Annotated in this window: 22 protein-coding genes; 10 read left to right on the top strand and 12 right to left on the bottom strand. The window is 52.7% G+C overall.

The genetic code is table 11. From position 1 onward, the window contains the following. Positions 1-25 precede the first annotated feature (25 nt). Positions 26-904 (top strand): EamA family transporter RarD, encoded by an 879-nt coding sequence (gene rarD, locus BLR64_RS12790; RefSeq protein ID WP_090714635.1) that lies wholly within the window; start codon positions 26-28, stop codon positions 902-904. A gap of 89 nt (positions 905-993) precedes the next feature. Here rarD and BLR64_RS12785 read toward each other — a convergent pair whose 3' ends face one another. Continuing rightward, on the bottom strand, positions 994-3660 hold the full coding sequence (locus BLR64_RS12785) for a glycoside hydrolase family 78 protein (protein WP_090714634.1): 2667 nt from the start codon (positions 3658-3660) through the stop codon (positions 994-996). A 213-nt stretch (positions 3661-3873) separates the two neighbouring features. Here BLR64_RS12785 and BLR64_RS12780 point away from each other — a divergent pair, with 213 nt between their 5' ends. Continuing rightward, positions 3874-4755 carry an AraC family transcriptional regulator gene (locus tag BLR64_RS12780; RefSeq protein WP_090714632.1) on the top strand — a complete coding sequence of 294 codons (882 nt, stop codon included), beginning with the start codon at positions 3874-3876 and terminating at the stop codon, positions 4753-4755. Positions 4756-5370: 615 nt separating this feature from the next. Here BLR64_RS12780 and BLR64_RS12775 read toward each other — a convergent pair. Then, positions 5371-6471, bottom strand: a complete 1101-nt coding sequence (locus BLR64_RS12775) for a rhamnogalacturonan acetylesterase (RefSeq protein ID WP_167360663.1) — start codon at positions 6469-6471, stop codon at positions 5371-5373. Between the two features lie 239 nt (positions 6472-6710). Here BLR64_RS12775 and BLR64_RS12770 point away from each other — a divergent pair, with 239 nt between their 5' ends. The 3 genes from BLR64_RS12770 (at position 6711) to BLR64_RS12760 (ending at position 11768) form a co-directional block, all read left to right on the top strand. Further along, positions 6711-9377, top strand: a complete 2667-nt coding sequence (locus BLR64_RS12770) for a cation-translocating P-type ATPase (protein ID WP_090714629.1) — start codon at positions 6711-6713, stop codon at positions 9375-9377. A gap of 116 nt (positions 9378-9493) precedes the next feature. Beyond that, on the top strand, positions 9494-10375 hold the full coding sequence (locus BLR64_RS12765; protein WP_090714627.1) for an AraC family transcriptional regulator: 882 nt from the start codon (positions 9494-9496) through the stop codon (positions 10373-10375). A gap of 115 nt (positions 10376-10490) precedes the next feature. Beyond that, positions 10491-11768, top strand: coding sequence for a glycoside hydrolase family 27 protein (locus BLR64_RS12760; protein ID WP_090714625.1), 1278 nt, complete (start codon positions 10491-10493; stop codon positions 11766-11768). A gap of 88 nt (positions 11769-11856) precedes the next feature. Here BLR64_RS12760 and BLR64_RS12755 read toward each other — a convergent pair whose 3' ends face one another. The 3 genes from BLR64_RS12755 to dpaL all read right to left on the bottom strand — a co-directional run bounded on the left by BLR64_RS12755 (position 11857) and on the right by dpaL (position 16846). Next, a complete protein-coding gene (locus tag BLR64_RS12755; protein WP_090714624.1) occupies positions 11857-13800 on the bottom strand; it encodes a DCC1-like thiol-disulfide oxidoreductase family protein in 1944 nt (647 codons plus the stop codon). A gap of 600 nt (positions 13801-14400) precedes the next feature. Next, positions 14401-15606 (bottom strand): M20 aminoacylase family protein, encoded by a 1206-nt coding sequence (locus BLR64_RS12750; protein WP_244157688.1) that lies wholly within the window; start codon positions 15604-15606, stop codon positions 14401-14403. Next, positions 15599-16846 carry a diaminopropionate ammonia-lyase gene (gene dpaL, locus BLR64_RS12745; protein ID WP_244157687.1) on the bottom strand — a complete coding sequence of 416 codons (1248 nt, stop codon included), beginning with the start codon at positions 16844-16846 and terminating at the stop codon, positions 15599-15601. The genes BLR64_RS12750 and dpaL overlap by 8 nt, the downstream gene beginning before the upstream one ends. A gap of 202 nt (positions 16847-17048) precedes the next feature. On the opposite strand from dpaL, the gene BLR64_RS12740 reads away from it, so the two are divergent. Together BLR64_RS12740 and BLR64_RS12735 are read left to right on the top strand one after the other, a co-directional pair. Beyond that, entirely contained in the window at positions 17049-17720 is a 672-nt protein-coding gene (locus tag BLR64_RS12740; RefSeq protein ID WP_139171967.1) for a GntR family transcriptional regulator, read from the top strand. A 44-nt stretch (positions 17721-17764) separates the two neighbouring features. Then, positions 17765-18646, top strand: a complete 882-nt coding sequence (locus tag BLR64_RS12735) for a hypothetical protein (RefSeq protein ID WP_090714619.1) — start codon at positions 17765-17767, stop codon at positions 18644-18646. A 305-nt stretch (positions 18647-18951) separates the two neighbouring features. Here the strand turns inward: BLR64_RS12735 and BLR64_RS12730 are convergent, their stop codons facing one another. Beyond that, the gene (locus tag BLR64_RS12730) at positions 18952-19251 is read right to left on the bottom strand and encodes a heme biosynthesis protein HemY (protein ID WP_090714618.1); all 300 of its coding nucleotides are present in this window, start codon (positions 19249-19251) and stop codon (positions 18952-18954) included. A gap of 201 nt (positions 19252-19452) precedes the next feature. On the opposite strand from BLR64_RS12730, the gene BLR64_RS12725 reads away from it, so the two are divergent. The 3 genes from BLR64_RS12725 (at position 19453) to BLR64_RS12715 (ending at position 22191) form a co-directional block, all read left to right on the top strand. Continuing rightward, positions 19453-19614, top strand: a complete 162-nt coding sequence (locus BLR64_RS12725) for a spore coat protein (RefSeq protein ID WP_090714616.1) — start codon at positions 19453-19455, stop codon at positions 19612-19614. Positions 19615-19792: 178 nt separating this feature from the next. Further along, complete coding sequence (locus BLR64_RS12720; RefSeq protein ID WP_090714615.1) at positions 19793-21580, top strand: alpha-glycosidase; 1788 nt, start codon at positions 19793-19795, stop codon at positions 21578-21580. Positions 21581-21669: 89 nt separating this feature from the next. Next, positions 21670-22191: a DUF3231 family protein gene (locus tag BLR64_RS12715; RefSeq protein ID WP_090714613.1), complete on the top strand. Its 522-nt coding sequence runs from the start codon at positions 21670-21672 to the stop codon at positions 22189-22191. Between the two features lie 190 nt (positions 22192-22381). Here BLR64_RS12715 and BLR64_RS12710 read toward each other — a convergent pair whose 3' ends face one another. The 6 genes from BLR64_RS12710 to BLR64_RS12685 form a co-directional block, all read right to left on the bottom strand. Continuing rightward, positions 22382-23455: an SGNH/GDSL hydrolase family protein gene (locus BLR64_RS12710; RefSeq protein WP_090714611.1), complete on the bottom strand. Its 1074-nt coding sequence runs from the start codon at positions 23453-23455 to the stop codon at positions 22382-22384. Between the two features lie 195 nt (positions 23456-23650). Next, positions 23651-24247 carry a TetR/AcrR family transcriptional regulator gene (locus tag BLR64_RS12705; RefSeq protein ID WP_090714608.1) on the bottom strand — a complete coding sequence of 199 codons (597 nt, stop codon included), beginning with the start codon at positions 24245-24247 and terminating at the stop codon, positions 23651-23653. 16 nt (positions 24248-24263) lie between these two features. After that, the gene (locus BLR64_RS12700; protein WP_090714607.1) at positions 24264-25664 is read right to left on the bottom strand and encodes an MFS transporter; all 1401 of its coding nucleotides are present in this window, start codon (positions 25662-25664) and stop codon (positions 24264-24266) included. Between the two features lie 111 nt (positions 25665-25775). Beyond that, complete coding sequence (locus BLR64_RS31240; RefSeq protein WP_415841114.1) at positions 25776-25988, bottom strand: dihydrodipicolinate reductase C-terminal domain-containing protein; 213 nt, start codon at positions 25986-25988, stop codon at positions 25776-25778. Positions 25989-26035: 47 nt separating this feature from the next. Next, positions 26036-26338, bottom strand: coding sequence for a Rossmann-fold NAD(P)-binding domain-containing protein (locus BLR64_RS12690; protein ID WP_090714603.1), 303 nt, complete (start codon positions 26336-26338; stop codon positions 26036-26038). Between the two features lie 90 nt (positions 26339-26428). Continuing rightward, on the bottom strand, positions 26429-26697 hold a 269-nt coding region (locus BLR64_RS12685), incomplete at its 5' end, for an integrase core domain-containing protein (protein ID WP_139171965.1).

The following is a 26697-nucleotide window of genomic DNA, read 5'->3' as shown; positions in this document are numbered from 1 at the left end:
TTAGACGTGAAGAGGAGAATCGGAAATGAATAACGGATTGGTCAACGCTATAATCGCTTATATCATGTGGGGAATTCTCCCGCTGTATTGGAAATTATTTAATGATGTGCCGGCAGGCGAGATTCTGTCACACCGGGTAGTCTGGTCGTTCGTCTTCATGGCTGTTCTTGTCGCCGTCCAGCGCCGCTGGGGTGACATCAGGCGGATTGCGGCCAGCCGCTCACAGCTGTTACCGCTCACAGCCAGCGGACTGCTGATTGCTGTGAATTGGCTCATCTTTATCTGGGCGGTGAATAACGGGCATGTCGTCGAGACCAGTCTCGGTTATTATTTGAACCCGCTGTTAAATGTGCTGCTTGCAGTCGTCTTCCTTCATGAAAAGCCAAACCGCGGCCAATGGCTCGCGATTGCCATCGCCAGCGCCGCAGTGCTTATTATCGCCATCAACTATGGACGTTTCCCGTGGATCGCGATCTCGCTGGCCGTGTCTTTCGGCCTGTACGGCCTAGCTAAAAAGAAAACCATGCAGGATGCTTCTGTGGGCCTGCTGTCTGAGACAGCCGTAGTTTTGCCCGTCGCGCTCGGCTACTGGATCTATTTGGCGATTACAGGAGCGTCTACAGCCTGGTCGCTGTCCCTGTCAATGTTTGCCGGGTTGCTTCTCTCCGGCGCGGTAACAGCCCTGCCGCTGCTCTTTTTTGCCCGGGCAGCTGCCCGGATGTCACTGTCCGCGCTGGGCTTTGTACAATACATCGGGCCGACCATTATGCTGTTATTGAGCATATTTGTGTTTAAGGAAACGGTCTCGCCTGTTCTGCTCCTCGGCTTCGCACTTATCTGGACAGCGCTTGTCGTATACGCCGCCTCCTCGGTCCGCAGCACAAAGCTTGCCAAGGCAAATTAATCGTCCCCGTTAACCCTATTAAAAAGCGGCAGTCTAAAGACACTATATTCCCGTCTTTAGCCGCCGCTTTTTTTTTTGCAATAATAGGGTTAAGCTATCGTGAACCGGTAACTCCCCGATCCTATAGTCAGCTTCCGGCCGCCGGCGTTCTCTTCTGCGGATAGAACCCCGCTTACATGATCCAGCGCTTCCCCGCTCTCCATAATTTTTCCCTGCTGCCCGGGCGGCAGTATGAGCTCAGCCGAAGTATTGGCCGGGACCGTTATCTTCAGCGCAAGTGAACCATCCGGCTGTCTGCTCCATGCGGACTGGATTCGGCCGTATACAGAGCTGTAGGATGCTTCCGCCCAAGTGAGCTGACCGCCCGGCTGCGGCTGGATGCGGATTTTTTTGTAGCCCGGCTCGATAAGCTCGATCCCCCCGGCAATACGGTAGAGCCAGTCCCCGACAGCGCCGTAAGCGTAATGGTTGTAAGAGTTCATATTGTCGCTCCAGAAGGAGCCGTCCGGCTTGATTCCATCCCAGTGCTCCCAGATCGTCGTCGCCCCCTGAAGGACGGAATACAGCCAGGAAGGGTATTCCTTCTGCAGCACCAGCTCATAGGCCAGGCCATTGTACCCGAAGCGGGACAGGACCAGGCACAGATACGGCGTCCCCACAAAGCCGGTCGTCAGATGGGTTCCGTTTTCTTTTACATGATCAGCTAGCATCGCGGCCGCACGGGGACGGTCCTTTTCCTCCAAAAGATCGAACATCAGTGCAACGGCATAAGCCGTTTGTGTCGGTGAGGCCAACCGGCCGCTTGGCGTTACGAATTCCTCACGGAAAGAGCGAATGATATTGCTGTGCAGCCGGCGGTATTTCTCAGCCTCCTCCTGCTGTCCGGTTACCTCTGCGGTTTTGGATAAAAGCTCTGTTGAATAGGCGAAAAAGGCGGTGGCGATCAGATCCTTCGGCGTTGCCCCGATATAGCTGTTCTCCTTGGCATCCAGACCCAGCCAGTCGCCGAAGTGATGGCCGGTATTCCACAGAAACTCATGCTCGCCCTGGGCCCGGATGTATTCCACCCAAGCCTTCATGCTCGGATACTGCTGCTGCAGGATGCGGACGTCCCCATAGCACTGGTAAAGTGTCCACGGACAAATGACGGCGGCATCCCCCCAGGCCGAAGAGCCATAACCTGCTGTGGGGATGTCAGGAATGACATGCGGCACTCTTCCGTCCGCCTCCTGGTCCGCAGCGAGATCCTTTAACCATTTTTCAAAAAAAGGCACCACATTCATATTAAAGGCCGCCGTACGGATGAACACCTGCGCATCCCCCGTCCAGCCCAGTCTTTCGTCACGCTGCGGGCAGTCGGTCGGCACATCTAGGAAATTCCCCTTCTGGCCCCATAGAATGTTATGCTGCAGCCGGTTCACCAGCTCATCCGAGCAGCTGAAGCTGCCGGTCTGCTCCAGATCGGAATGGATCACACAGCCGGTGAACTGGTCCAGCAGCTGATCGTGCGGCACACCCGTCACTTGGACATAACGGAAGCCCTGGAATGTAAAATGCGGCTCAAATGTCTCCGGATCTCCGCCCCGGCAAATATAAGTCACGGTCTGCCTGGCGGAGCGCAGGTTACCGGTATAAAAATTACCGTCCCGGTCCAGCACCTCGGCATGCTGCAGCGTGACCTCTGTACCGGCTTCAGCCTTCACTGTAAATCTGACCCAGCCGACCATATTCTGGCCCATATCCAGCACAGCTGCGCCTGCCGGTGTAGTTATGACCGCAATAGGCTTAATGGTATCAACAATCCGGGCCGGCTCGTTCTCCTGTGCTACCAGCAGCGGAGGCGGAGCATCCGTGAGTACCGCTTGCTTCCAATGGTGGTCCGCGAAGCCGGGAGAAGCCCATCCATCCGGCTCAAGCCGCGCATCATAGGTTTCGCCGTGATACAGCTCTGACATCAGCAGCGGTCCGGTTGAAGTGCGCCAGCTGCCGTCTGTGACAATGATTTGTTCCGTGCCATCGGCTAACGTAATATGCAGCTGAACGAGTAACGCACGCTGTTTGCCGTAATGGTCTTTGCTTCCGTCCCAGGCCAAATAGCCTTTATACCAGCCGTTGCCTACGATACAGCCAAGTGTATTTCCGCCCGCCGTGAGCATCCGGGTCACATCATAGGTCTGGTACTGCAGCCGTTTGTTGTAGCTCGTCCAGCCGGGGTTAAACAGCGTATCATCCGCCGGGGAACCGTTTACATACAAGCGGTACAGGCCGAGTGAGGTCGCGTAGATCCGTGCTGAGACGACCCCTGCGGGAAGCGCAAATTCTGTGCGGAAATAATCACACGGGTCTTCGCTGTTCTCAGCGAGCTGCCCTGGAACGGGTGCGGTTATCCAGCTCGCCTGCCAGTTTTGCGTTGAAAGCAATGCGGTTTCCCAGTATGCCGGTTCGCTCCAGGCTGAGGCGTAATCCCGGGAGTCCCATACCCGTACCCTGAAAAAATATCGCGTGCGCGGCCGCAGGGTCTGGCCCCGGTATTCAATGTGCACACTGGAATCAGATACGACCTTTCCGGTATCCCACACGAGCTCTGCTTCTGCTTCAAAAGACGGATCATAGCCTGCCTGAATCTGATAGGCGGATTGGATGAAGCCTCTTGTCTGCGCCTGGATCTGCCAGCTGAGCCGGGGGATAAGATCATCCATTCCCAAGGGATTCCTTCTGTAATTCACCATCAGGTTCAACACTTTACACTGGGTCATTTATGCCGCTCCTTTAAATAAGATGTAGTCCTAAAGCCCGTCACGGTCTCCTGCTTCCCTCCGTTTCCGGCATTTCTACGTCTATTGTATGGGGCAGATTGATTGGATAAGGGGGCTATTCCGGACATTGTTATAGGCGAATCTGGACATTCACGGCCTGATTGCTTAGGATGAAGTCAGTACGTTAATCAACGTTGCAGAGGAGTAATCCGTATGACCGTCAGACGCAGCAGCTTCGTGATGTCGGGCCAGTCATTTTTTGGACCGGATATTCCCGTCTATGTCAACCGTGCCTACGAAAATTTCGAGCTGCATGAGCACTCTCATGAGTTTGTCGAAATTACGTATGTCAGTGAAGGCTCAGGGGTTCACTACATTGACGATGAGGCACTGCCGGTGGAGCATGGAACACTGTTCTTTATTCCCGTCGGGCGCAGCCACGTGTTCCGGCCCAGAACAACCAAGAAGGACCGGCCGCTGATCGTATATAACTGCCTGTTTCCGGTGGACTATTTGGCCGGGCTCCGGGGAGCTTTTCCGCAGGCTGCGGATATTTGTGATTATTTCACAGATGAGCATATGCCCTGGTTCTCCATAAAAGACAATACCGGAGCCTGCCATTCACAGTTCCAGGAGCTGTACAGCGAGTTCTCGGCCAGGCCGCCGGGGTATTTGGCCGTTATAGCCGCGCTCATCGTGCGGCTGCTGACCGGCCTGTACCGACAGCAGCTGCAGACAGGCACAGCTATAGGGGCGAGACCGCAATGGATGGCGGTCGAAGAAGCCATCGCCTGCATGAAAAGCCATTATGCCGGCAGACTGACGCTCGGTGGGCTTGCCGCCGCAGCCAACCTCAGTGAGCGGCAGTTCAGCCGGCTCTTCCGGCAGCAGACCGGCATGAGCTTCACCGGCTACCTGCACAATATCCGCATGGATGCCGCCTGCCGTCTGCTTGCGGACACCACCCTCAGCGTCGCCGAGACCGCTGCAGCCGTCGGCTATGCCGATCTGAAATTTTTCCACCAGCTGTTCAGGCGGAAGATCGGCATGGCCCCCCGGCAGTACCGGCTTAGCGTGCGGACGGTGAGTAATTAGGGCCAGGGGCGGGCTGTTCCAGGCACGGGGCCGGGCAGCTTTTGTGTGGAGAATAATGGAGGAAGGGGATTTTTCCCTCTATTGGCGGGCACGGGACGGGGTTATGGCTCTTTAGTGGGATTTTTCCCTTTATTGGCTGGCACGGGACGGTGGTATGGCTCATTTAGTGGGATTTTCCCCTTTATTGGCGGACTCCGACCGTGGTTGCGGCTCATGGGGCAGGGTTTGGGGCGGGTTTTAGCGCAGTTTATAGCCTACACAAACAGCAGCCTGCCCGCAGACAAGTTGCTGTGTCAGGTCCATCGCTTTGATATAGAACATAATGTTAGTTTAACAGTCAAACTCGTCCTCTATTCTTCCTAAACACTTCCGGCTAACTCCTACCGTCCCCGCTCTTCCGAAACACTTCCAGCTATTAACTACAGCTCTATGACAGCACACGTTTGGGTTGATGATGCTGGGCCGGGGCAGCAGGTATTGGTTAGTAAAAGATCCACCAGCTATCCCCCGCTATCACAGTATCACAGGGCCCAAACCAAGCCTAATCCTTGCTCTACCGCCGCTTCTGCAGCAAGCCCAACCAATGCCCTTCTAGCTAATGTCTTATTATTGACCTCACACGATCCGGTTCATTACCGCCGCAGCTGCTTCTTCCGAGATAAGATGCCGGCTAAGCGGCTCGAATCCCGCTTCACGGATTCCCCGGGCAACCAGCCTCGCGATCTCAACAGCTCCTGCTTCCGTGAAATGGGTGTTGTCCTCGGCGCCCTCAGGCAGGTTAGCGTATTGACCCGGCTCTGCCCACAAAAACACCTGCTTGGTGCGCTCTTCCCCCAGCTCTTCGAAATAAGCTCTGCTCAAAGATGCCAGGTCGATGAATGGCACCTCCTCCCGCAAGGCAAGCTGCCGCATAGCTTGAATGTAATCCCCGTGTGTATTCCGGATACTCCCGTCTGCATCGAAGAACCGCCGGTGCATCGGGGATACCAGCACAGGATAGGCCTCTTTTTCCCTCGCAAGATCGATATACTGCTGCAGATAGTGCGGATAGGTAGTAAAAGGCCCGGCTCCGTCCTCTGTTTCCTTTTCGTCATTATGGGCAAACTGAATCAGCAGAAAATCACCTTTGCGCAGCTGCTTTGCAATTCGGGTCAAGCGGTCCTCCTGAATAAAGCTCCTGGCACTTCTCCCGGAACAGGCGTGATTTGCGATGGCTAGACCGTCGTTCAGAAACAGTCCAAGCATCTGCCCCCAACCGGAATACGGGTACTTCGACGAGGCCTGATCTGTAACAGTAGAGTCTCCGGCGAGGAAAAGGGTTGGAATATCTGCAGCCCGCCTGATCTCAACCTGCTCCATTACAGAGCCGGCTCCACAGGCAAGCATTAGCTGGCCGTTATTAACATGAACCGCAAAGGAAGCCGTCACCTGCCTTGGAACCCCGGCATTTTGCTGCAGCAGCCTGAGATGTCCCACACCTTCCCGCAGGGCAGTTATACTCTCCTGAGCCTCTATGCTTATTCCTACAGCAGCATGGTAATTGCCATTCGGCACATCCATCAGCAGTGTGGGCACAGCCGGCGAATAATAATCCCCCGGCCAGGAGTCCCGCAAATCCTCGTTTCCGGACAGTCCCGGCGCAGCAGCATAACCGCTTCCGCGGCCCATATCGTATGTAACACCGGCATTCGGTACGTAAGTGAAGCTAAATTCCATTTTTATCCACACTCCCATTTATAATGAATCCAATTGTCTCATTTTAACAGGAACGGCTCCTTTTGAAACCTCCTTCCCGTATTAACCGTAACTTTTACAAACAGGTTCCAAATCGTGATTATTGGGCAAACTGAGGTATCAAACCTGAGTAGAAGATGAGTTTAACGGGTATTAGTCCAATAAATCGAAGCTTATGCGCCAGACAAAAGACACCGCACTGCAGAGAGGAGAAATCATTAGTGGAGTATTACCGCAAAAGTGTATCAGACGGCTTGCAGGAGCAGCAAAGCTCGGCAAAAGGGCTCACCTTAGCTGAGGTCCAAAGGCGGCTGGAACAGGATGGCTACAATGAAATCAAGGGACGGGACAGAGACCCGATATGGAAGCTTTTCCTGGAAAATTTCAAAGACCCGATGGTGGTCGTGCTGCTGATCGCAGCTGCCGTCCAGATTTTTATGGGACATGTCATGGAATCGCTTATTATTTTCCTCGTCCTGATCCTCAATGCCGTAATCAGTGTCATTCAGACCCGTAAAGCGGAAAGCTCTCTGGCTGCCCTGCAGCAGATGTCGGCACCTGAAGCTAAAGTGCTGCGCGACGGCGCACCACGGACCGTTCCGGCCCGTGAGCTTGTCCGCGGTGATATCGTTATTCTCGAGGCCGGGGATTTCGTCCCTGCCGACGGCCGGATCATCGAATCCGGAAGCCTTAAGATCAATGAAGGTATGCTGACCGGGGAATCCGAGGCTGTTGAAAAGCATACCAACATCATTGACCAGGAGGCCCCGCTCGGTGACCGCCGCAATATGGCGTTCAGCGGTTCCCTGGTGGTATACGGGCGCGGTGTTTTTCTCGTAACAGGTACTGCCCTGACCACTGAAATCGGTAAAATCGCCGAGCTGCTGGAAAACGCAGAAGCCAAACAGACGCCGCTGCAGCGCAAGCTCGAAGCCTTCAGTAAACAGCTAGGAATTGCTATTCTGATACTGTCGGTCATTATCTTCGGTATTCAGGCCGGCCGTGTATGGCTGTCGGATACTAACGTTGATACTACGGAAGCCATATTCAACGCTCTGATGTTTGCTGTTGCGGTAGCGGTAGCTGCTATTCCTGAAGCACTCTCCTCCATCGTGACGATTGTCTTGTCTGTAGGCACGAACAAGATGGCCAAGCAGAATGCGATTATCCGCAAGCTGCCGGCTGTTGAGGCGCTCGGCTCGGCCGGCGTCATCTGTACGGACAAAACCGGTACCCTCACCCAGAATAAAATGACGGTCGTCGATTATTATCTGCCCGAGGGACAGAAGGACCAGTTCGAGCTTGAGCATCATGAATGGTCACCGGAAGCCCGCAGGCTGCTGCATATTGCAGTTCTGTGTAACGACTCCAATATTAATGAAGAAGGCAAGGAGCTGGGCGACCCGACAGAGGTTGCGCTGATCGCCTTCAGTAATAGCCTTGATAAGAATTACCAGGAAATCCGCGATAACTTCCCCCGGGAAGCAGAGCTCCCGTTTGACTCCGAACGTAAGCTGATGAGTACCCTTCATACGTTTGGCGGACAGAAGAAAATGATTACCAAAGGCGGACCGGATGTGCTCTTTAGCGTATGTTCGCATGTGCTGATCGATGAAAAGGAAGTACCGTTTACAGAGGAGCTGCGTGAACGGTTCATTAAAGTAAATGAGGATTTCTCCAACAGGGCGCTGCGTGTTCTGGCGTATGCCTACAAAACGGTACCGAATTCCACTACGCAAATTACACTTGAGGATGAAAAGAACCTGGTGCTCGTAGGATTAACTGCGATGATTGACCCTCCGCGTGAAGCGGTCTACAGCGCCATCGCCGAATCCAAAAACGCCGGTATCCGCACGATCATGATTACCGGCGACCACAAAACCACTGCCCAGGCAATCGGCCGCGACATTGGACTGATGAGCAAAACGGATATTGCCATCACCGGCCAGGAACTGGATGCCATGTCCGATGCAGAGCTCGACAGCAAGCTGGAGCAGATCGGCGTATACGCCCGCGTCTCTCCGGAGAACAAAATCCGGATTGTCCGCGCATGGCAGCGTAAAGGTAAAATTACAGCCATGACCGGCGACGGCGTAAATGATGCCCCTGCGTTGAAGCAGGCGGATATCGGCGTTGCTATGGGCAGCGGGACCGATGTCGCCAAGGACGCAGCTGCGATGATTCTCACCGATGATAACTTCGTGTCGATTGTTAACGCAGTCTCTGTAGGCCGGACAGTGTTCGATAATATCAAAAAAGCGATCGCCTATCTGTTCTCGGGTAACCTGGGGGCGATTATTGCCATCCTGTTCGCCCTGATCTTCGACTGGATTAACCCGTTCACAGCGATTCAGCTGCTGTTCATCAACCTGGCTAATGACTCCCTTCCTGCGATTGCCCTGGGTATGGAAAAAGCTGAGCCGAATGTGATGAGCAGAAGGCCGAGAGAGCTTAATGAAGGTATCTTCTCCGGCGGCCTGATGCAGGCAATCATTACCCGCGGTGTGCTTATCGGAGCAGCGGTTATCGTCTCCCTGTACCTGGGTCTTCAGCATTCCGATGAAATGGGTGTAGCGATGGCGTTCACCACGCTCATTCTGTCCCGTACGCTTCAGACCTTTGCCGCCCGCTCCAATACTCAGACCTCGATTGAAGCCGGCTTCTTCAGCAACAAATATGTGATTGGGGCCGTCCTGGTCTGCTTCGCCTTCTATGCTGTTGCAGTACTGCCGGGAATCAGACAAATCTTCTCCATTCCGGATACGTTCGGGATGTCCCACTGGCTGACGGCAACAGGCCTGGCTGTCGGCTCCGTTATCCTGATGGAGCTGACCAAGCTGATCCGCAGAGCCTTCGGCTCCAAGACAGCGGAAAGTGCCAGGGCGTAATACACAGAAAGATTAAAACAGCGCTGCTCCTGCTTGCGGGAGCGGCGCTGTTTTTTGCATATGCGTGTGATACAGTTACAAGTGAATATTATTTTAATGAGGAGGCCAGCCTAGCTATGGATATGTCTAAAGGCACCTACGGCTTCCGGTTCGCCGAAGATAAAGAGCTCAGCCTATGCGTGCTCTACGCCGCCGGCAGTGATTCGATCACTACCCCGACCTACCGCTGGGACGGACTGGAACGGACCGATGGCCCGCTTCTACTGTTCCAGTACACGCTCTCCGGAGAGGGTGTGTTTGAATCCGGGAGCCGGACCCACCGGGTCACGGCCGGACAGGCTTTTCTGGCAGAGATTCCCGGACCCCACCGTTATTATTATGACCCGGAGGCATCAGAGCCGTGGGAGTTCCTGTTCCTGCTGTTCCGCCCCGCGCTGATTCTGCCCCACTGGCGCAAATTTTTGCGTGAAGCCGGGGAGGTTCCCCGTCTGCCAGCAGACTCTGCACCCGTCCGGCTGCTGAAGCTGATTGTCGCCGATGCGGCGGCAGGCCGGATCTCCGATCCGCTGATCGCCTCCTCCTCCATCTACCAGTTCATGACGGAGCTGGCCAGAATGCAGGTAACCAGCATGCAGGACAAAGACAACTGGTCTGATAACGTAAGGCGGGCAGCTGAATACATAGAGCAGCACTATGCGCAAATGATCAGTATCGACCAGTTGTCCGAGCATGTGGCGTTATCCAAATACCATCTGATCCGCCGTTTCTCGGCCAGCACCGGACTGACTCCCGGCGCTTACCTGACCCGGGTCCGCACCGAAAAGGCCATGGAGCTGCTCCGGGGAACCGGGCTCAGCATTGAAGCTATTGCGGGACAGATCGGTTATTCCAGCGGAAGCTATTTCATCAAGGCGTTCCGGGGGCTGACCGGGCTGACGCCGGGCGAATTCCGCAGCGGAGGCGAGAGTCTGACCTACCGCAGGCTGTTCTTTGATTGACCGTAAACCGCAATATAGTGCTATTCGGCTTGCAAGATTACTATAGATATTGCGAATCTCCTACCTTATGATGATCTTAACAAGAGCAATAATCCATCAGCAAAGGAGATTTACAATGACACATAAGCTTGCAGCACCTACTCCGCCGCTCGGCTGGAACAGCTGGGACTGCTACGGCGCAGCCGTAACGGAAGCCGAAATCCGCGGCAACGCAGAATATATGGCGGAGCATCTTAAAGACTACGGCTGGAACTACATCACGGTTGATATCCAGTGGTATGAGCCTTACGCCAACTCCTCCCAATACCGGCCGTTTGTTCCGCTGGTCATGGACGAATATTCACGGCTGATGCCTGCCGAGAACCGCTTCCCTTCGGCGGCTGACGGCCAGGGCTTTAAGCCGCTTGCCGATTACGTACACAGCCTCGGGCTGAAATTCGGCATTCATATTATGCGCGGCATTCCGCGGCAGGCTGCCCATGCCGGTACGGCGCTGCTTGGCACAACCGCTACAGCCCGCGACATCGCCCATACCAACTCCATCTGTCCATGGAACACGGATATGTATGGAGTGGATGCCTCCAAGGAAGGCGCGCAGGCTTATTATGATTCGCTCTTCCAGCTGTACGCACAATGGGGCATCGATCTGGTCAAGGTGGATGACATCGCAGCCTCCCGGCTGTACGATACCCATCAGCCGGAGATTGCCCTGATCTCCAAGGCCATCGAGCGCAGCGGCAGGCCGATGGTGCTAAGCCTGTCACCGGGCCCGGCTCCGGTGGAATACGCCGACTTCTTCGTAGAGCACGCCAACATGTGGCGCGTTACGGATGACTTCTGGGATCTGTGGCCGCTGCTGCTGGACATGTTCGACCGCTGCCGCAAATGGCAGGGCGTACCCGGGGCCGGCAGCTGGCCGGACTGCGATATGCTGCCGCTCGGCCATATCGGCATCCGCTCCGTGGACGGCGGCGGCGCAGACCGCTGGACCCGGTTCACGCGTGACGAGCAGCTGACGATGATGTCGCTCTGGAGCATTTTCCGCTCGCCGCTCATCTTTGGCGGCGAGCTGCGCGACAATGACGAGTGGACGCTGTCATTGCTCACCAACCGCGAAGTGCTGCGCATCCAGCAGGAGAGCTATGGCGCAAGAGAGGCGCTCTGCAGGGGCGAGCTCATCGTCTGGACTGCCGAACATAATGACGGCACCCGTTATGCCGCCGTATTCAACACCGGTGAGAGCCCGCTGCAGGTGGAGCTGGACCTTGAAGAGATCGGCCTGAGTGCAGCAGCCGGTACGGAGCTGTGGAGCGGTGAAGCGGCTGAGCTTGCCGCAGGTACACTGCAGACAACCGTACCGCCGCATGGCGTGAGATTGTATAGCTTTGCATAAAAAAGGGGTATCCCGCAAGCCGTCAACCGGCGGCCCGGGATACCCCTTTTTTTGACGCAAAAAGTTACACTACATTAATGATCAGCTGTTATTGAACCGATGCAGCCGCTGCTGTAGCATTTACCGCTGTGTTCACAGCCTCACCCCAGGTCCCCTGATCTACGCTGCCCCCGGAGCTGTCCATTACAAGCTGCAGGCTGCCGCCGCTGGCTGTAATTTCGCCGATCCGGCTCCACGGCTGGTCCATATTGTCCTGCAGCAGTCCGGGACGGAAGTCATCCATCGACACGTCAATCGGCTTCCGCTGGATTTCAATATGCCCGTTTCCTGAGTGCAGATCAGTCCCGCTATCCTCTGCCCAGAAGGCGGCGTAATCCAGCATACTGTTCTTGGCCTGCTTGTATGGAATATCGGGTTTTACCGTGGCATAGGCCCAGTTATCCCACTGCCGGCCAACCTTGTAACCCCGGGAAAAGCCGTTATCGTCCATAATTGGCAACGGCACGGATGAATCCCCGTCTATATAAACTAGCCGGGTCTGGAACGCATACTCCTCATAATGTGACTCCGTATAAACACCATGGTTGGTCCAGCCAAGCACGGGATAGGTTATCCGCTTGTAGACAGCGGCTGTGTCCCTGAGCGCAGCCGTCAGGCTGCTGTTCTCGCCGGTGAGATATTTCGCGTAGGCCGGTGTTCCAAAGGAAATGACTACAAACGAGACCGCCCACAGCAGCAGGAACGTTCCGGCCGGCCAGAACTTCCCGCTGAATGGAGTCGCCGCCTTCTCCGGCGGAGCCACAATTCCGATGCCGCAGGTGCTGTCTGTGCAGCCGCCCTCCCGTTTGCGTTTGGCTGCCACCTTGCCATAAATGGCTGCCGCTATACCATGGAACGGCGGCAGGCCAAGCAGCAGACCGGCCGGATAAGCCCAGCCCATCGACCGCAGAACCGCAGCGTAGGTATCCACTCCTTTATGCAGCTTCTCTCCCTTTTCCACAGCATAAATGTCATGCAGCAGATCCTCCTCCGGAATATCAGCCAGCAGCTTTTCCTCAGCTGCAAAATCCTGCAGCGCCTTCCACTCAATTGCTTTGCGGAAATCCAGTGCCGAGAGAATCCCTACCGTCTGGCGGCACAGCGGGCAGAGCCGGTCATAATAGACCGTCAGCCGTTTATGCTTCGCTGCAATCCACCGGTCATACAGCTTACGGTAGGCACTCTCCGGAATAATGGCCAGATGAATCGTAATCACGAGCAGGCTCATTACCGGAATCGGGAAGACAATCAGCACCCCGGCATGCAAGAGTATTCCGGCAAGACTCATCCATACCCGGAGCGGCCTGAACCACACCAGGAAGATATACACGCCTTCATAGAGAAGCAGAGAATAGCCAAGGATGCGCACCAGCCATTCATGATCAATCAGCCAGGAGACATCATAGTAAGTCGTAAAGGGCAGGGAGGCAGGAGCCCATAAGCCCAGCCCCGAAAGATACATATCCGAAGAAAGCTTATAGAACATTGAATCCAGATAGAACAGTCCGATCAGCAGAATCAGGAATGCGGTATGAATAAATCTGGCTTGGGGCCGTGGCAGCTTCCGGACGCGGACTCTGGCCTGGCGGCGGCGTTCCATTAGACTTTCTACCGACACGCACGCTGACACAGGCATGAACATCAGCAGAAATGCCCCTGTCAGAAACAGCGAATCCACCTGCCAGTTGTTCGCTTCATTCACTACAACAAAGCCCAGCAGATACACGCTGATCACATAGTTGACAATGGCAGCGGGGCGGGTCAGGTATCCGATGAACAACAGGACCAGCGCTATTATCCATAACACAAACAATGTGGTCAGGAAGGGCGGCACGGTTGCAGCCAGGCTGTCTTTTTGAAAAATCAGATCCCTGAGCGTCATCATCTGCAGCAATTCAAGTATTAATACAAGCGAGAACCCGATCCGGAACAATGCCAGCGGAAAAGCCGGCTCCATCCGGTCATACAGCTTCTCTTTGATCTTATTCAACATCGCATAGCCCCCTTGCACCTGTCTTTGGTTTTACTCAATCATTAACCGATTACCCGCCCGGCAAACAGCTAGAACTACAGCCGCAGCCGGCTGTAACGGACTCAGATGACCTTATTTAGGCAAAATCCCGCGCACTTGACCTGGCTAACGGACACCAGCGCTCTTATTTTGCGGAAATGGCCTGCCCGGCCTTCATTTTATGGATATTAAGAGCATCCCGGTCCGTTAACCCGCCTGAATGCCCTCTATAATGAAAATAAGGTCACCTCTATCCGTTAGCGCCTGCTCCTATCCTCCAACAGTCCTTCCGCCGTCATCACTGCTATCCGCCAACCTATCCGCTGCCTGCTCAACTGCGTAATATCTGTTACCTGCCATCTAGCTGCCTGCTTTCACTATTTAAACGGATGTTAATCTACCTGACTACACCACTTCCCCCAAAACAAAAAACCTTGAAGGCGAACGCCGTTCAAGGTTTATCTTCCAACAGGACTACAACTAATCAGAGCAGCCCGCCGCTGCCGGTGTACAATTGGCTGTTTAGCGCAGTGTATGCTTTTACGGGTTATCACGGCAGACTCCCTTCACGGCAGATATAGATTATCCCGGCAGCCTGATCCGGATCAGCTCGGCAAAATATTCCGCACCCCGCTTCAAGATCCGGTCGTTAAAATCATAGCCGGAGCTATGCAGCGGAATATTGCCCGAACCTTCAGCATCGTCGCCATTGCCGATAAATGCAAAGCAGCCCGGAATATGCTGCAGAAAAACGCCAAAGTCCTCGGAGATCATCATCGTCCGCACATTCCGGTCAACACAGTTATCACCGGCGACGTTACGCGCTGCTTTTACAGCCCATTCGACGCACTCCGCCCGGTTAACAGTAGGTGCAAACTCATGGGTATATTCAAACGTGCATTCCGCCCCGTTCATTCCGCAGATGGCCGTGCTGATCGTCCGCATCCGTTCCTCCAGCAGCAGCTGCACCTCAGGCGTATAGCTCCGGGTATCTCCTTTGATTTCAACGCGGGTCGGGATCGCATTGCGGATTCCGTCTGTATGGAGCTCCGTGCAGGAGATCACAGCAGGCACACCCGGCTCGAGATTACGCGAGATGATGGTCTGCAGAGCGATAATGATTTCAGAGGCAATAACCAGCGGGTCCTTGCTCGTATGCGGACGTGCCGCATGCGCACCCTGACCCTTGATCCTGATCACAAAATTGTCCTCACTGGCCATTATACCGCCGCTGCGGGTAGCAAATGAACCTGCCGGCATACCGGGCATATTATGCAGGCCATAGATTTCATCTACCGGAAAACGTTCGAGCAGCCCGTCCCGGAGCATGGCCAGCGCCCCTTTTCCCGGCTCCTCGGCAGGCTGAAAGATAAAACGGACCGTGCCGTTAAAATGTTGACGCTGAGTTAACAGCCTGGCTGCACCCATTACCATTGCCATATGGCCATCATGACCGCAGGCGTGCATCTTGCCGGGATTCAGTGAAGAATAAGCGTGCTGTGCTTCTTCAGTCAGGTTAAGAGCATCCATATCGGCACGGATGCCGATAACCCCTGGCCCGTTCCCCGCTGTCAGACTGGCTATAACTCCTGTCCCGCCGATGCCTCTATGTACCTCCAGGCCCATTTCCGTCAGCACAGCGGCGATATAATTGGAGGTGTCCTTCTCCTCAAACGCAGTTTCGGGGCGCCTGTGCAGATCATGTCTCCAGGCGGTAAGCTGCTGCTCAAAGTCTGATACATCCGTATTCATCGCCGCAGCCTCATCTATATCCCTGTCCTTATCCATGTTTCTCCCCTTCCCGCCAGCCCGAAAAAACGCCATTCCAGACAATATCCCTGTAGCTATCAGGATCGGTATCACCCTCTGTGCTAATCAGAAGTATTTTGGCGTCCTGGTCAAGCTTTAGCCTTTCAGCCAGCTCATGCTGATCTCCGCGTGCCAGAATTGAGCTTAATACGCCCAGCCCGACTGCCCCGGATTCGCCCGAGATCACTTTGGGGTCACCTTCCAGGGGATTACCGAGGATTCTCATTCCTCTCGCGGCGGTATAATCCGGACAGGATATGTACAAATCCGCATAGTCACGCAAAAGCGGCCACGCCACCGTGCTCGGTTCCCCGCAGGCCAGTCCTGCCATGATTGTAGGCATTTCCCCTTCTACAGCATGCGGTTTGCCGTCACCTGCCGCCGCTGACCTGTAAATGCAGGCCGCCTCCTCCGGCTCAACAATGACGGTTACCGGCCTGTCTGCACCAAACTGCATCAGCAGATAACCAAGCATGCTTGCTGCAAAAGACCCTACCCCTGCCTGCAAAAACACATGCGTCGGAGCCTCCTCCCCTTCCGCCCTGATCTGTTCCAGCGCCTCGTCGATCAGCGTGCAGTAGCCCTGCATAATCCAGACGGGAATTTGTTCATAACCTTCCCAGGCACTGTCCTGCACCAGTGTGCCGTTATTCTCAGCGGCATAGGTGCCCGCCCATCTTACCGCATCGTCATAGTTCAAATTAGTGATCGAGGCGTCCGCGCCTTCTTTTATGATATTGTTAAGCCGGGTTTCCGAGGAGCCTCCAGGCATGAACACAACCGATTTCTGGCCCAGCTGCTGTGCCGTCCAGGCAATGCCTCTGCCATGATTTCCGTCTGTCGCCGTTACAAAAGTGAGCCCGCCAAGCTGCGCTCTAACCTCATCCGTGTTCAGTTCACCGAAAGTCAGCTGCGCCGTTTCCCTACCAAGCTTTTCCGCCAGAACCCTTCCGGCTGCGTAGGAGCCTCCGAGTACCTTAAATGCATTAAGTCCAAACCGGAAGGACTCGTCTTTAACCCAGATTTTATTTACTCCGAGTTTCCCGGCCAGCTTATTCAGACTTTGCAGCGGCGTTACCTCATATTGCGGAAAGCTCTGGTGGAACGCCCTCACCCTTTTTACCGTCTCCCTGTCTAAAAAAGCGACTGTATCCTCCTCCACCTCCTGCTTCCGGGCCTGCTCATTAACCACATATTTCAGTTCACCAGCTTTATTCACCTGCATCCCTCCCTACAAAAATATGGTCCTTATTCTATATTGATGAATCCGGCTTGCATGATTCCAACTTATGCTGATGATTGCAGTCTTCAAATTGATATGTGATATATTACATGTTAATTAGATCTTCTCCTTACTGTCAATCGAAAATTGTATGTGATATATTACTCCTGTGTGTATTTGTCATGAAGGAGGTTTTTTATTGCTGCCGCAAGATACAGCCAAGGTCAAACGCTCATCCATCCGTGAGCAGGTGTACCTTCAGATACAGGAATGGATTATTAACGGGGTGCTGAAGCCGGGCGACAAGCTCAAGGACCAGGAGTTGGCGGAAGCCCTGGGAGCAAGCCGGACTCCGATTCGTGAGGCACTGCTCCGGCTCGAAGAAGAAGGCATGATTCAGAGCAAGGCCAACAGCTGGACCCAGGTCGCACCCGTGGATGTTAATCAGGCTTATCGTTTATATCCGATGATCATCTCACTGGAAAAACTGGCTGTCTCCTTCGCCAAGGACCATATCAATTCTGCGCATATCCGGGAAATGGAACAATATAATGAGCAGCTGGAGCAAGCGCTGAACACCCGGAATGCACTGGAAGCCCAGCGTCTGGATACGTTATTTCATCAGGTGCTGATCAGCCTGTCGGCTAATGAGGAGCTGATCAGCGTACTGGACGGGCTCAAAAAAAAGCTGCGCCGCTATGAATTAACCTACTTCAACGGCTTCACTGGTGCCGGGCAGTCGGTTGAAGAGCATCAGCAGATTATCAGCGCCCTGCGGACAGGTGATTTCACGGCTGCGGCAGCGGGCATTGAACGGAACTGGCAGGAAAGCTTCAAGCGCCGGCTCGGCGGGCAGGGATTGGACGCATAAGCCGCATATTTTCGCGTAACGATCAGAACGGTAAAGGGGATATCATGGAATCCAATACAACAGAACCAATTCAAGAGGACAACTACCAAGTCTTAGCCTTGTTAAGCCAGTATTTAAATAACAAGCCGGATTACATCAGCAAAGAAGATATAGATGAGATAACCGGGCTCGGCGTGTCTGCGGAGTATGCATTCGGTGTTCTTTTTGCGGGTGCGCTGGGGCTGGATATTGTGGATAATGCTGAGGATACGGAGCTGTACAACCAATACTTCAGCAAAATGCTGCACAGGCTCGATGTCCAGGAATATTACGCTAATCCCTACCTCAGGAACATTACAATACCTGCGGTCACGATCGGCAGCAGTGAATTGAAATATGAACAGTACAAGCCTTATGAGGCTTTTGTCTGCAATGATATCATGACCACGCCTGAAGGACGGCTGATACCGCAGATCGGCTTTTTTGAGACGGAATTCCGTTTTCCGGCGGTGCTAGAGAATAACCGGATCTGGATGACGATTACTCCGAATGAGATCGAGACGATGAAGGAAGCTGTCGCAGGAGCGGCCGGCAATGTGCTTACGTACGGGCTCGGGATGGGGTATTACGCCTACATGGTGTCGGAAAAAGAAGACGTGCAAAGTGTAACGATTGTGGACAGCAACGGGGATGTGATCAGGCTGTTCAGCCAGTATATTCTGCCCCAGTTCGGTAACGCGCACAAGGTCAAGGTTATTCAGGCAGATGCTTTTGAATATGCACAGCAGCAAATGTCCCAAGGCCAATACGACTTTGTGTTCACCGACCTGTGGCATGACGTTTCAGACGGCCTGGACATGTACCTGCGGATGAAGACATACGAGAGCCTGAGCCCGGCTTCACGGTTTATGTATTGGATTGAGCAGTCGATTATGTGCTACTTGTAAAAAGAGGATACTTGTTGCGAGGGATGCAGCTGGCGCGGAGAACGGGACCCAGCGGACGGGCCGCGGGGCGTTTGGTTTAAAGGGAACAATCCCTTTATTCACTCTCACTCCACCTGATTTTGGCTAAATTATCCACAATCAGCCCATCCCCGATTCTCACTAAATCAAGGAGTCTTGGCTGTCGTCCCCTCTGTTCCAGGCGAGCAGGGGCAGCCTTTTCCTTCACAGTAAGCGACTAGCTTGTCATAAAAAAGCGCCCAGCCCGCAGACGGACTGAACGCTTTTTACACATAAAACAATACTGCTTATTTTTCAAGGAATCCGGTAGATGGATTTGTGATGAAGAAGCCTTCCTGCGGCACGTAGAAGTATTGAATCCATACCCCGTCCAGCAGCGGCTCACGTGTATCCAGCAATACCTCGATATCCTTATCAGTTGCCACAATTTCATCATGCTCAGTCGGTGTATCCAGGGTCACATCATAGTGGCCGTGGTCCCCGTGATTCTGAGTAATCACTACGCGGATCTTTTTGCCTTCCGCTTCCGGAGTGTTCAGCATCTCTTTCAGGACTTTAGCGGCATTACGGTTAATTTTACATTTCATCCTCTGGCGACCTCTATTCTTCATAATTTGCAGTAAGAAATCCATTATAACATATTATAAGGTACTATATATAATTTAGTATAGTCCGCTTGAACATGAACATTACTTACCTCCCCCGGGATGGAAATTTGCTGTTTAGTTCCTCCGGCACGGGTTATTTATAATGTAGCACTTTATGAATACACAGGGAGGCATACATTCATGGCGAAGGAACTGGCACTGCATGAAAAGCTGGATGATCTGGCGATTGCCACTGACATGCTGTTATCAGCCAAAACGGCAGTATGCACCTACGCGATTGCCCTTACAGAAACCGCTACTCCCAAAGTACACAAGGCAACGAACAGGTGGATCATGATTTGAAAAAAGCTGAAACAGCGCTTGAGCTGTCCAAATAACCGCCAGGTAAGTTCACACCGTTTCCGGCAGCCCGGTTAGATCCGGGTTTTTTTTGACGGCAATTATAAGACTCCGGCTTATTCCTTTTTGATAAAGGTAACAATGAACACCATACAACATCGACTTACAGGGAGGAACCAGGATGATATCCAATGAACAAGCTATAAGCTGTGCGAATCTAACTACAAATATTCATTTGGAGAGTCTGCATCATGTTCCACACAGCAATTGGGCCTACCCTTATGACAAGGATACCTTTCATTTACGCGTCCGGACCAAGAAGCGGAATGTGGAACGGGTCTATGCACTGACCGGAGATAAATATGACTGGGAAACCTACAATCGTGAATATGAGCTGCGCAAAATTGGAACCGACCGGCTCTTCGATTACTGGCAGACGACCGTAAAGCCGGACCACCGCAGGTTCTCTTATGCGTTCCGCTTCCATTCCGGTGAAGAAAGGGTATGGATGACGGAGAACGGGATTCACACCCAGGATCCCGGAGCGCCGAACGGCTTCTATGACTGGCCGTATATCCATGAGATTGATATCTTCCAGGCGCCGGAATGGGCAAAGTCAGCGGTGTTCTATCAGATCATGCCTGAACGTTTTGCGAACGGAGATACAAGCAATGATCCCGATGACGTTGCGCCATGGGGGGATAAGCCTACCAGGGAGAATTTTTTTGGCGGAGATCTGCAGGGGATTATCGACCATCTGGACTACCTGGAGGATTTAGGCATTACGGCTATTTATCTCACTCCGATCTTTGAGGCGCCTACGAATCACAAGTATGACACCACCGATTATATGAAGGTTGACCCTCATTTCGGTGATAAGGAGCTGCTCAAAAAACTGGTCGAAGAAGCTCACTCCAAAGGGATCAGGATTGTTCTTGATGCCGTGTTTAACCATATCGGATCCAATTCGCCCCAGTTCAAGGATGTTATCGAAAAAGGGGAGCATTCCAAATATGCAGACTGGTTCCACATTAATGAATTCCCGGTCCAGGTCAAAGACGACAAGCCCAATTACGATGCCTTCGGGTTCTTCGCCGAGATGCCCAAGCTGAATACGGCCAATCCGGAAACGCGCGAATATTTGCTGAATATTGCCGAATACTGGCTCAAGGAGCTTGGGATGGACGGCTGGCGGCTGGATGTCGCCAATGAAATTGACCATCGTTTCTGGAAGGAATTCCGCGCGCGCATCAAAGCGATTAATCCGGATGCCTATATTATCGGGGAGAACTGGAATGATTCCCTGCGCTGGCTGCACGGCGACCAGTTTGATTCGGTAATGAACTATCCGTTGTCTGACCGGCTGATTGAATTTATGAAAAGCGACGATATGGACGCACAGACCTTCTCGGAATATATCAGCAGTCTGCTGATGCGTTATCCGCAGCAGGCCAATGAAGTGCTGTTCAATCTGCTGGCCAGCCATGATACCGCGCGGCTGCTTACCCAGCTCGGAGGCGACAAAAGAAAGCTCAAGCTAACAGTTGCCTTCCTGCTCACCTTTACCGGAACTCCGTGTATCTATTATGGAGATGAAATCGGACTGGAAGGTGAAAATGACCCGGATTGCCGGAAATGCATGATTTGGGAGGAAGATAGGCAGGACCGCGAGCTGCATCAAACCTACAAGCAGCTGATCAGGCTCCGCAAGGAGCATCCGGTTCTCCGAACAGGAGAATTCGGGTTCCTGCAGAGCAATCCTCAGGAGCGTCCGCTGATTTATGAACGTTATAATGATGAGGAGCATTGTACCGTCTGGATGAATCCGTCCGGAGAGCCGGCTGCCTTGGCCCAGAAGCTTGAGGGCAGCTGGAAGGATGCATTGACCGGAGAATCTGCCAAAGCGGATAATGGCGAGATCAGGCTTGAGCTCCCACCCTTCAGCTTCAGGATTTTGATTAAAGAATAAGACATAAAAATAATTCTGCAATTTCAGTACATTTCCGGGCATGCTATTTGTTGTTCCATATTTAACTTTAACGACAAAGGAGCATAATCATGACAGGAATTTTAGGCGGTAATCCCAAAGACGAGCCGATGCATTACGGTGAGATTTTTAGTGTATGGTCAGCCTCGACAGTAGCCAAAGGCGCATTATCCTGTTATCGGGCATACATGTATCACGCCGGTGATCAAGATCTGAAGAAGATTTTAGGGGCTATGATTGATCAGGCGGAGCTGGAAATCAGCGAATTGGACTCACTATTGGCTGAACAGGGCCTTGCTTCTGCACCGGCTATGCCGCTGCGCCCTGAAGCCAAGCTGGAGGACATCCCGGTTGGTGCAAGATTTACGGATCCTGAGATTGCAGCCAAGCTTGCTGCAGACAGTGCAGCCGGATTGGTTGCCTGCAGCCAGGCCATGGGAATATCTATCCGTGAGGATGTCGGCGCCCTGTTCGGCAAATATCACCTCACCAAAGCAGCGCTTGGGCTGAAGGTGCTTCACTTAACCAAGAAAAACGGCTGGCTGATCCCTCCGCCGCTTCAGGTGAAAAGACCCGAGGCTGTCAAGGCGTAACACTTGAAACGCTCGGGGTCAACTGGGGAAGCTGTTCCCGGTTCCGGTTATGCCGGAAATGCCGAGCGAGCATAGTCCGGGACTTCAGGATATGTTCAACTGATTATTGAAGAGGCCTGCGGTTTCCGCAGGCCTCTCTTCTTGTCAGGCACCCGTCCGGCTGTAACGGGGTTTCGTCCGAGGTTAACTGCTATTCCCAATTCATAAGCTCTTTAATATGGGCAGCCAGTTTATCAGCCGCTTTACGATGGGTAACCGGAGAAGGGTGAAGGTCAGACCCATAACCGTCTGCCGCCTGCTGCACTTCAAACTTCATCGCGGAAATATTCTTGTCCCCGGTTTCAGCAGAATAGCGGCTAACCGCCTGCTCCACATAAGGATACAGCCTGTCTCCCATGATTCCCAGCGTACACAAGATATGTGTATGGGGATTACAGCGTCTGACTGTTTTCAGAAATCCGGTATATTCCCGGGCATACTCGGCTTGCAGGCCGGGGTTATCCTTGGTATAAGAATCATCATTTGTACCCAGATTAATAACGATCAGGTCGGGTACAAACCGGTTGAAATCCCAGGGAAGCTGCTGGGGAAAAAGCGTATTATTAAATCTGCCCTCGGATTTCCCCACCTTCTCGTAGTAATCCGGTAGCAGATGTGTGGTCAGCTTCTGGTTATTTTCCGTGTAGCCTGTGATAATCCCGTATCCGCTGAAGGATACCATGCTGTAGTCTGCCTGAAGCCTCCGGGCGGTCAGATACGCATAAGCCTTGGTAACATCTTCAGTAGCTGTGGTAAAAGGGTGCGTTCCGTCCTCATCATCCACACCATAGCCGCAGGTAATGGAATCGCCGATAAATTCGATCTTATGTACTCTGGCCGGTGCCGGCTCAATGCCTCCCACAGCATCGACTTTAATGGCCTTAATCCCTGCGGTCGACATTGCCGCCTCGGACAGCTTGATGACGGTCACCGTAAATTCCTGCTCTGTATCGCTTTCAAACACCGTATACGTTACAATCGGCTGATTAATCTGGTCATCGATCACCCGCACGCCGTTTACACAGATAGCAATCCGGGCCAGGTTATTGCCGGTCGAGGCGATGGCATCCCCCTGCAGCGTAATTTCCGCTTTGCGGCCGTAAAAGGTGAACTCAACACCGCTGCCGGAGAGGGCCAGCCACAGCACATCATTATAATAATGTGTCCGTCCGATAATTGTTACATTTTCCTCCGTTGCTCTAAATACCTGGATTGTTCCCGCCATACCTGCAACTACCTTCCTTCTTGTCTTCTATACACGCATACATGCAGTAGTAATGTACCCCCAAAGCCGGTTCTTTGGCAATAGCTTAGAATAACAGCAAATTCCCGCCCAAATATGAAATGCCGATGATTATTCTGTACCGGTTTGCGCAGAAGCTCTTTGTTAAGTTCGTACTGCCGGGCTTAATCAATGAACCTACCGCGCCAGCCCCCTCGTAAACGTCCGCACACTCTCCGTAATGAAATCCTCCAGTTTAAGGCCAGGGAAATCTTCACCAGCCGTCAGATGGTTAAGGAATACACCGTAATTCATAGAGATGAAAGAATAGGCCTGCAGCTCCGCGTTGGTCTCGATCAGCTTGCCCTGTGCGGTCATCTCTGTAAAATAACGGGTAAGAATTTCAATGAATTGCTTCGGGTGCCTGATCGTGCGCTCACGAAAGCCCGGCAGATGATCTGCCTCTTTTACACTGATCATGATCATTTTGCGGTTGCGGTTCATGATCTCATGGTAGGTCCGGCTGATTAGCAGCAGGTCTGTCTCCAGCTCCCACACCAGCTTTTCATTAAACAGTCTGGTCATCTCCTCCGCATAATGAAACCGGTCAAAGGCTGCCTCAAGCAGGTTTTGCTTGCTTCCGAAATGGCGGAACAGCGTCTTCTCACTCAACCCGGCGGCCGCGGCGATCTCCTGGGTTGTTACTCCCTTATAGCCTTTGCTTGCCATCAGATCAATCGCGGCCAGGAGTAATTTATCACCGGTATTCTTGACAGCGTTGCTTCCTTCACTCATTTTTTCCACCTCATGATTATAGTCTGGCCGTTCCCGCCCGTTCAGCTGGGTCCTTTTTTGAGCCGCGCCCGAATTGTACAAAATACAAAGTAGCCATGACAGCCACCAGCAACGCCAGTATCAAAAAGATATTACTGTATACATAAGCGGCGCCATTCCGGGAAATCGGATTAAGCCGGACTGTTGTTGTGCCGAAATCCAGAATTTTGCCTATCGCCGCCGTAGATACCGCTGCTGCAATAAAGTTTAACATGGAAAACAGGCCCATGCCGATCCCGATTTGTTCCTTGGACAGCGTGCGGGAAATGGTGTTTGATAAGGCGATCTGCATAAAGGATTGGCCCAGCACAGTGAAAATTAATGAGACGGCAATAAAGACCGGTGCCATACCCGCAACTGATGACAGGCAGATAAAGCCAAAGATCAGCAGGACTGCCGCTGTGGTCAAAAGAAACGGATTGCCTTTTTCATCAGCCAGCTTCCCGCCCTTTCGTCCCATGTATGCCGTTATGAGCGCCGAGGGCAGCATGATCAACCCGATTACAGCCGGTGACAGCTCGTTTAACTGCGCCAGGAGCTGGGGCGTAATGAACGGTGTGCTGAAGCTGATCGCTGTCAAAACAAAGGCAATAGCCAGACCTGATGTATACGCCTTGTTCCGGAAAACAAGCGGATCAATAAACGGATGCGCCGCATAGCGGACGCGCAGGATGAAGAGCATCAGCAGTATTAGCCCGCTGACAGCGTATCCCAAGCCTCCATTCGTTAAGGCAAGCAGTAAGGCAGCTACAGTTCCTGCCAGCAGAATACCGCCGGTAAAATCAATTTTGCTGTCGCTGCCTTTTTCATCGCCCAGGTATTTACGGTAGAAAGGCAAGGTGAACAGGGCAAGCAGCGGAATGACGAAAAGCACCTGCCAGCTCCACACCGTTGACACAAACCCGGCAATAATCGGGCCGAGTGCGGAGCCAAGCGCTACCCCGATGGCGGAAGTGCCCAGGGCACGCCCGCGCTTTTCCGGTGAAAAATAACGGATCGGGATGATCATCGCCAGCGCCGGAATGACGGATGCCCCGACGGCCTGGAGCAAACGCGCCACAATCATCATCCAGTACTGGGTAGAAACGATTCCGAATACGGAGCCCGCTGCTAAAAAGATCAGGCCAAACGTCAGCAGTTTCTTCAGGCTGTATTTGTCCGTCAGCTTGCCGAAGGTAACCGTGCCGATTGCGTATACAATCAGATATCCCGATACCATCCAGCTTACCTGCGACGGAGACAGCTGAAATTGCCTGCTGATCACCGGAAGCACCACATTAAACATCGTTCCGTTCATCACCGAGATGATCAGTGTAAATACAAGAATTCGCATAAGCCGCTCGCCGTTATTGGAGGGTATGCTGCTGTTTGTCTGCATTGAAGGGCCTCTTTTCTATAAAATATGCCTGCCGTTCCCGGCCCGACTGACCGTCAGTACTGACTGACATTTAAGCAGATCATATCCCACAACCGGTTGTTTGTCAAAAATTTATTTCCCCGTGCTTAACACATCCGTCATTAAATCCTCTATTGTATAGAGCCCATTTGGCTGCGCAGCAATGAATTTTGCCGCCATCAGAATTCCATTGGTCAAATCTCTGCGGGATTCTAATTGATGGGATAGCTCGGTGGTTTCGCCTAATACATTATAGAGCGTAACGTAATGTTCTCCGATGATATCGCCTTCTCTTATACTTGATATTTCAACGTCAATCTTTTAATCAGCTGCCCGTATTTCCTCGTGAATTTTCAGCGCTGTTCCGCTTGGGGCATCCAGCTATTATATTGGCCGGAATTGCTGTTTATAAAAGCATCTCTCATCGTAACATCAATGATGACATCCGCTTCGCTCACATTATTGAAGTTATCGGTAATTTCGACATTTGTTTTCTTATACTCGGAAATCAGAGAAACACTGCGCCCAACATGCTGATTCCCTTCTCTTGTTACGGCATTACTGAGCAGAAAGCCATTATTATGTTCTATCTCGTTAAGAATGTCTGATGAAAATCTTCCTGTGGCACCTACCAATGCAATATTAACAATATCCATGCGGACCCTCCTGATACGGTTTCAAGTGATTACGGTTCGGCCCCTTAATTATGGAGTCATTCTCTTAAATTCTCTGTTTCTCGCAGTTTCTTAAAGTGAAATCTTTACTTCCTCCAATTGGCCTGCTTTCCACGCTGCATGGTATTGGTTGGGGCTCAATCGTTTTAAACTGCCATGAAACCGTCGCTCGTTGTAAAAACGAATATACTCGGTAACGCTCTCGTACGCTTCTTCAAAGGTTTCAAAGTACATTTTACTGTATACATCTCGCTCTAAAATGCTGTGGAAAGACTCAATATATGCGTTCATATTCGGCGTTTTGGGCGGAATTCGTTCATGAATAAGCGGCGCCTTTTCGT

Origin of the sequence: Paenibacillus typhae, assembly GCF_900099765.1 — a bacterium.
GTDB classification, from domain to species: domain Bacteria; phylum Bacillota; class Bacilli; order Paenibacillales; family Paenibacillaceae; genus Paenibacillus_AQ; species Paenibacillus_AQ typhae.
This window is presented reverse-complemented; position numbering and strand designations above follow the sequence as displayed.

What these genes read in the sequence shown, in the direction of transcription:
- rarD (WP_090714635.1), top strand. Translation starts at nt 26, where the DNA reads ATGAATAACGGATTGGTCAACGCTATAATCGCTTATATCATGTGGGGA.
- BLR64_RS12785 (WP_090714634.1), bottom strand. Translation starts at nt 3,660, where the DNA reads ATGACCCAGTGTAAAGTGTTGAACCTGATGGTGAATTACAGAAGGAAT.
- BLR64_RS12780 (WP_090714632.1), top strand. Translation starts at nt 3,874, where the DNA reads ATGACCGTCAGACGCAGCAGCTTCGTGATGTCGGGCCAGTCATTTTTT.
- BLR64_RS12775 (WP_167360663.1), bottom strand. Translation starts at nt 6,471, where the DNA reads ATGGAATTTAGCTTCACTTACGTACCGAATGCCGGTGTTACATACGAT.
- BLR64_RS12765 (WP_090714627.1), top strand. Translation starts at nt 9,494, where the DNA reads ATGGATATGTCTAAAGGCACCTACGGCTTCCGGTTCGCCGAAGATAAA.
- BLR64_RS12760 (WP_090714625.1), top strand. Translation starts at nt 10,491, where the DNA reads ATGACACATAAGCTTGCAGCACCTACTCCGCCGCTCGGCTGGAACAGC.
- BLR64_RS12755 (WP_090714624.1), bottom strand. Translation starts at nt 13,800, where the DNA reads ATGTTGAATAAGATCAAAGAGAAGCTGTATGACCGGATGGAGCCGGCT.
- BLR64_RS12750 (WP_244157688.1), bottom strand. Translation starts at nt 15,606, where the DNA reads ATGGATAAGGACAGGGATATAGATGAGGCTGCGGCGATGAATACGGAT.
- BLR64_RS12735 (WP_090714619.1), top strand. Translation starts at nt 17,765, where the DNA reads ATGGAATCCAATACAACAGAACCAATTCAAGAGGACAACTACCAAGTC.
- BLR64_RS12730 (WP_090714618.1), bottom strand. Translation starts at nt 19,251, where the DNA reads ATGAAATGTAAAATTAACCGTAATGCCGCTAAAGTCCTGAAAGAGATG.
- BLR64_RS12725 (WP_090714616.1), top strand. Translation starts at nt 19,453, where the DNA reads ATGGCGAAGGAACTGGCACTGCATGAAAAGCTGGATGATCTGGCGATT.
- BLR64_RS12720 (WP_090714615.1), top strand. Translation starts at nt 19,793, where the DNA reads ATGATATCCAATGAACAAGCTATAAGCTGTGCGAATCTAACTACAAAT.
- BLR64_RS12715 (WP_090714613.1), top strand. Translation starts at nt 21,670, where the DNA reads ATGACAGGAATTTTAGGCGGTAATCCCAAAGACGAGCCGATGCATTAC.
- BLR64_RS12710 (WP_090714611.1), bottom strand. Translation starts at nt 23,455, where the DNA reads ATGGCGGGAACAATCCAGGTATTTAGAGCAACGGAGGAAAATGTAACA.
- BLR64_RS12705 (WP_090714608.1), bottom strand. Translation starts at nt 24,247, where the DNA reads ATGAGTGAAGGAAGCAACGCTGTCAAGAATACCGGTGATAAATTACTC.
- BLR64_RS12700 (WP_090714607.1), bottom strand. Translation starts at nt 25,664, where the DNA reads ATGCAGACAAACAGCAGCATACCCTCCAATAACGGCGAGCGGCTTATG.
- BLR64_RS12690 (WP_090714603.1), bottom strand. Translation starts at nt 26,338, where the DNA reads ATGGATATTGTTAATATTGCATTGGTAGGTGCCACAGGAAGATTTTCA.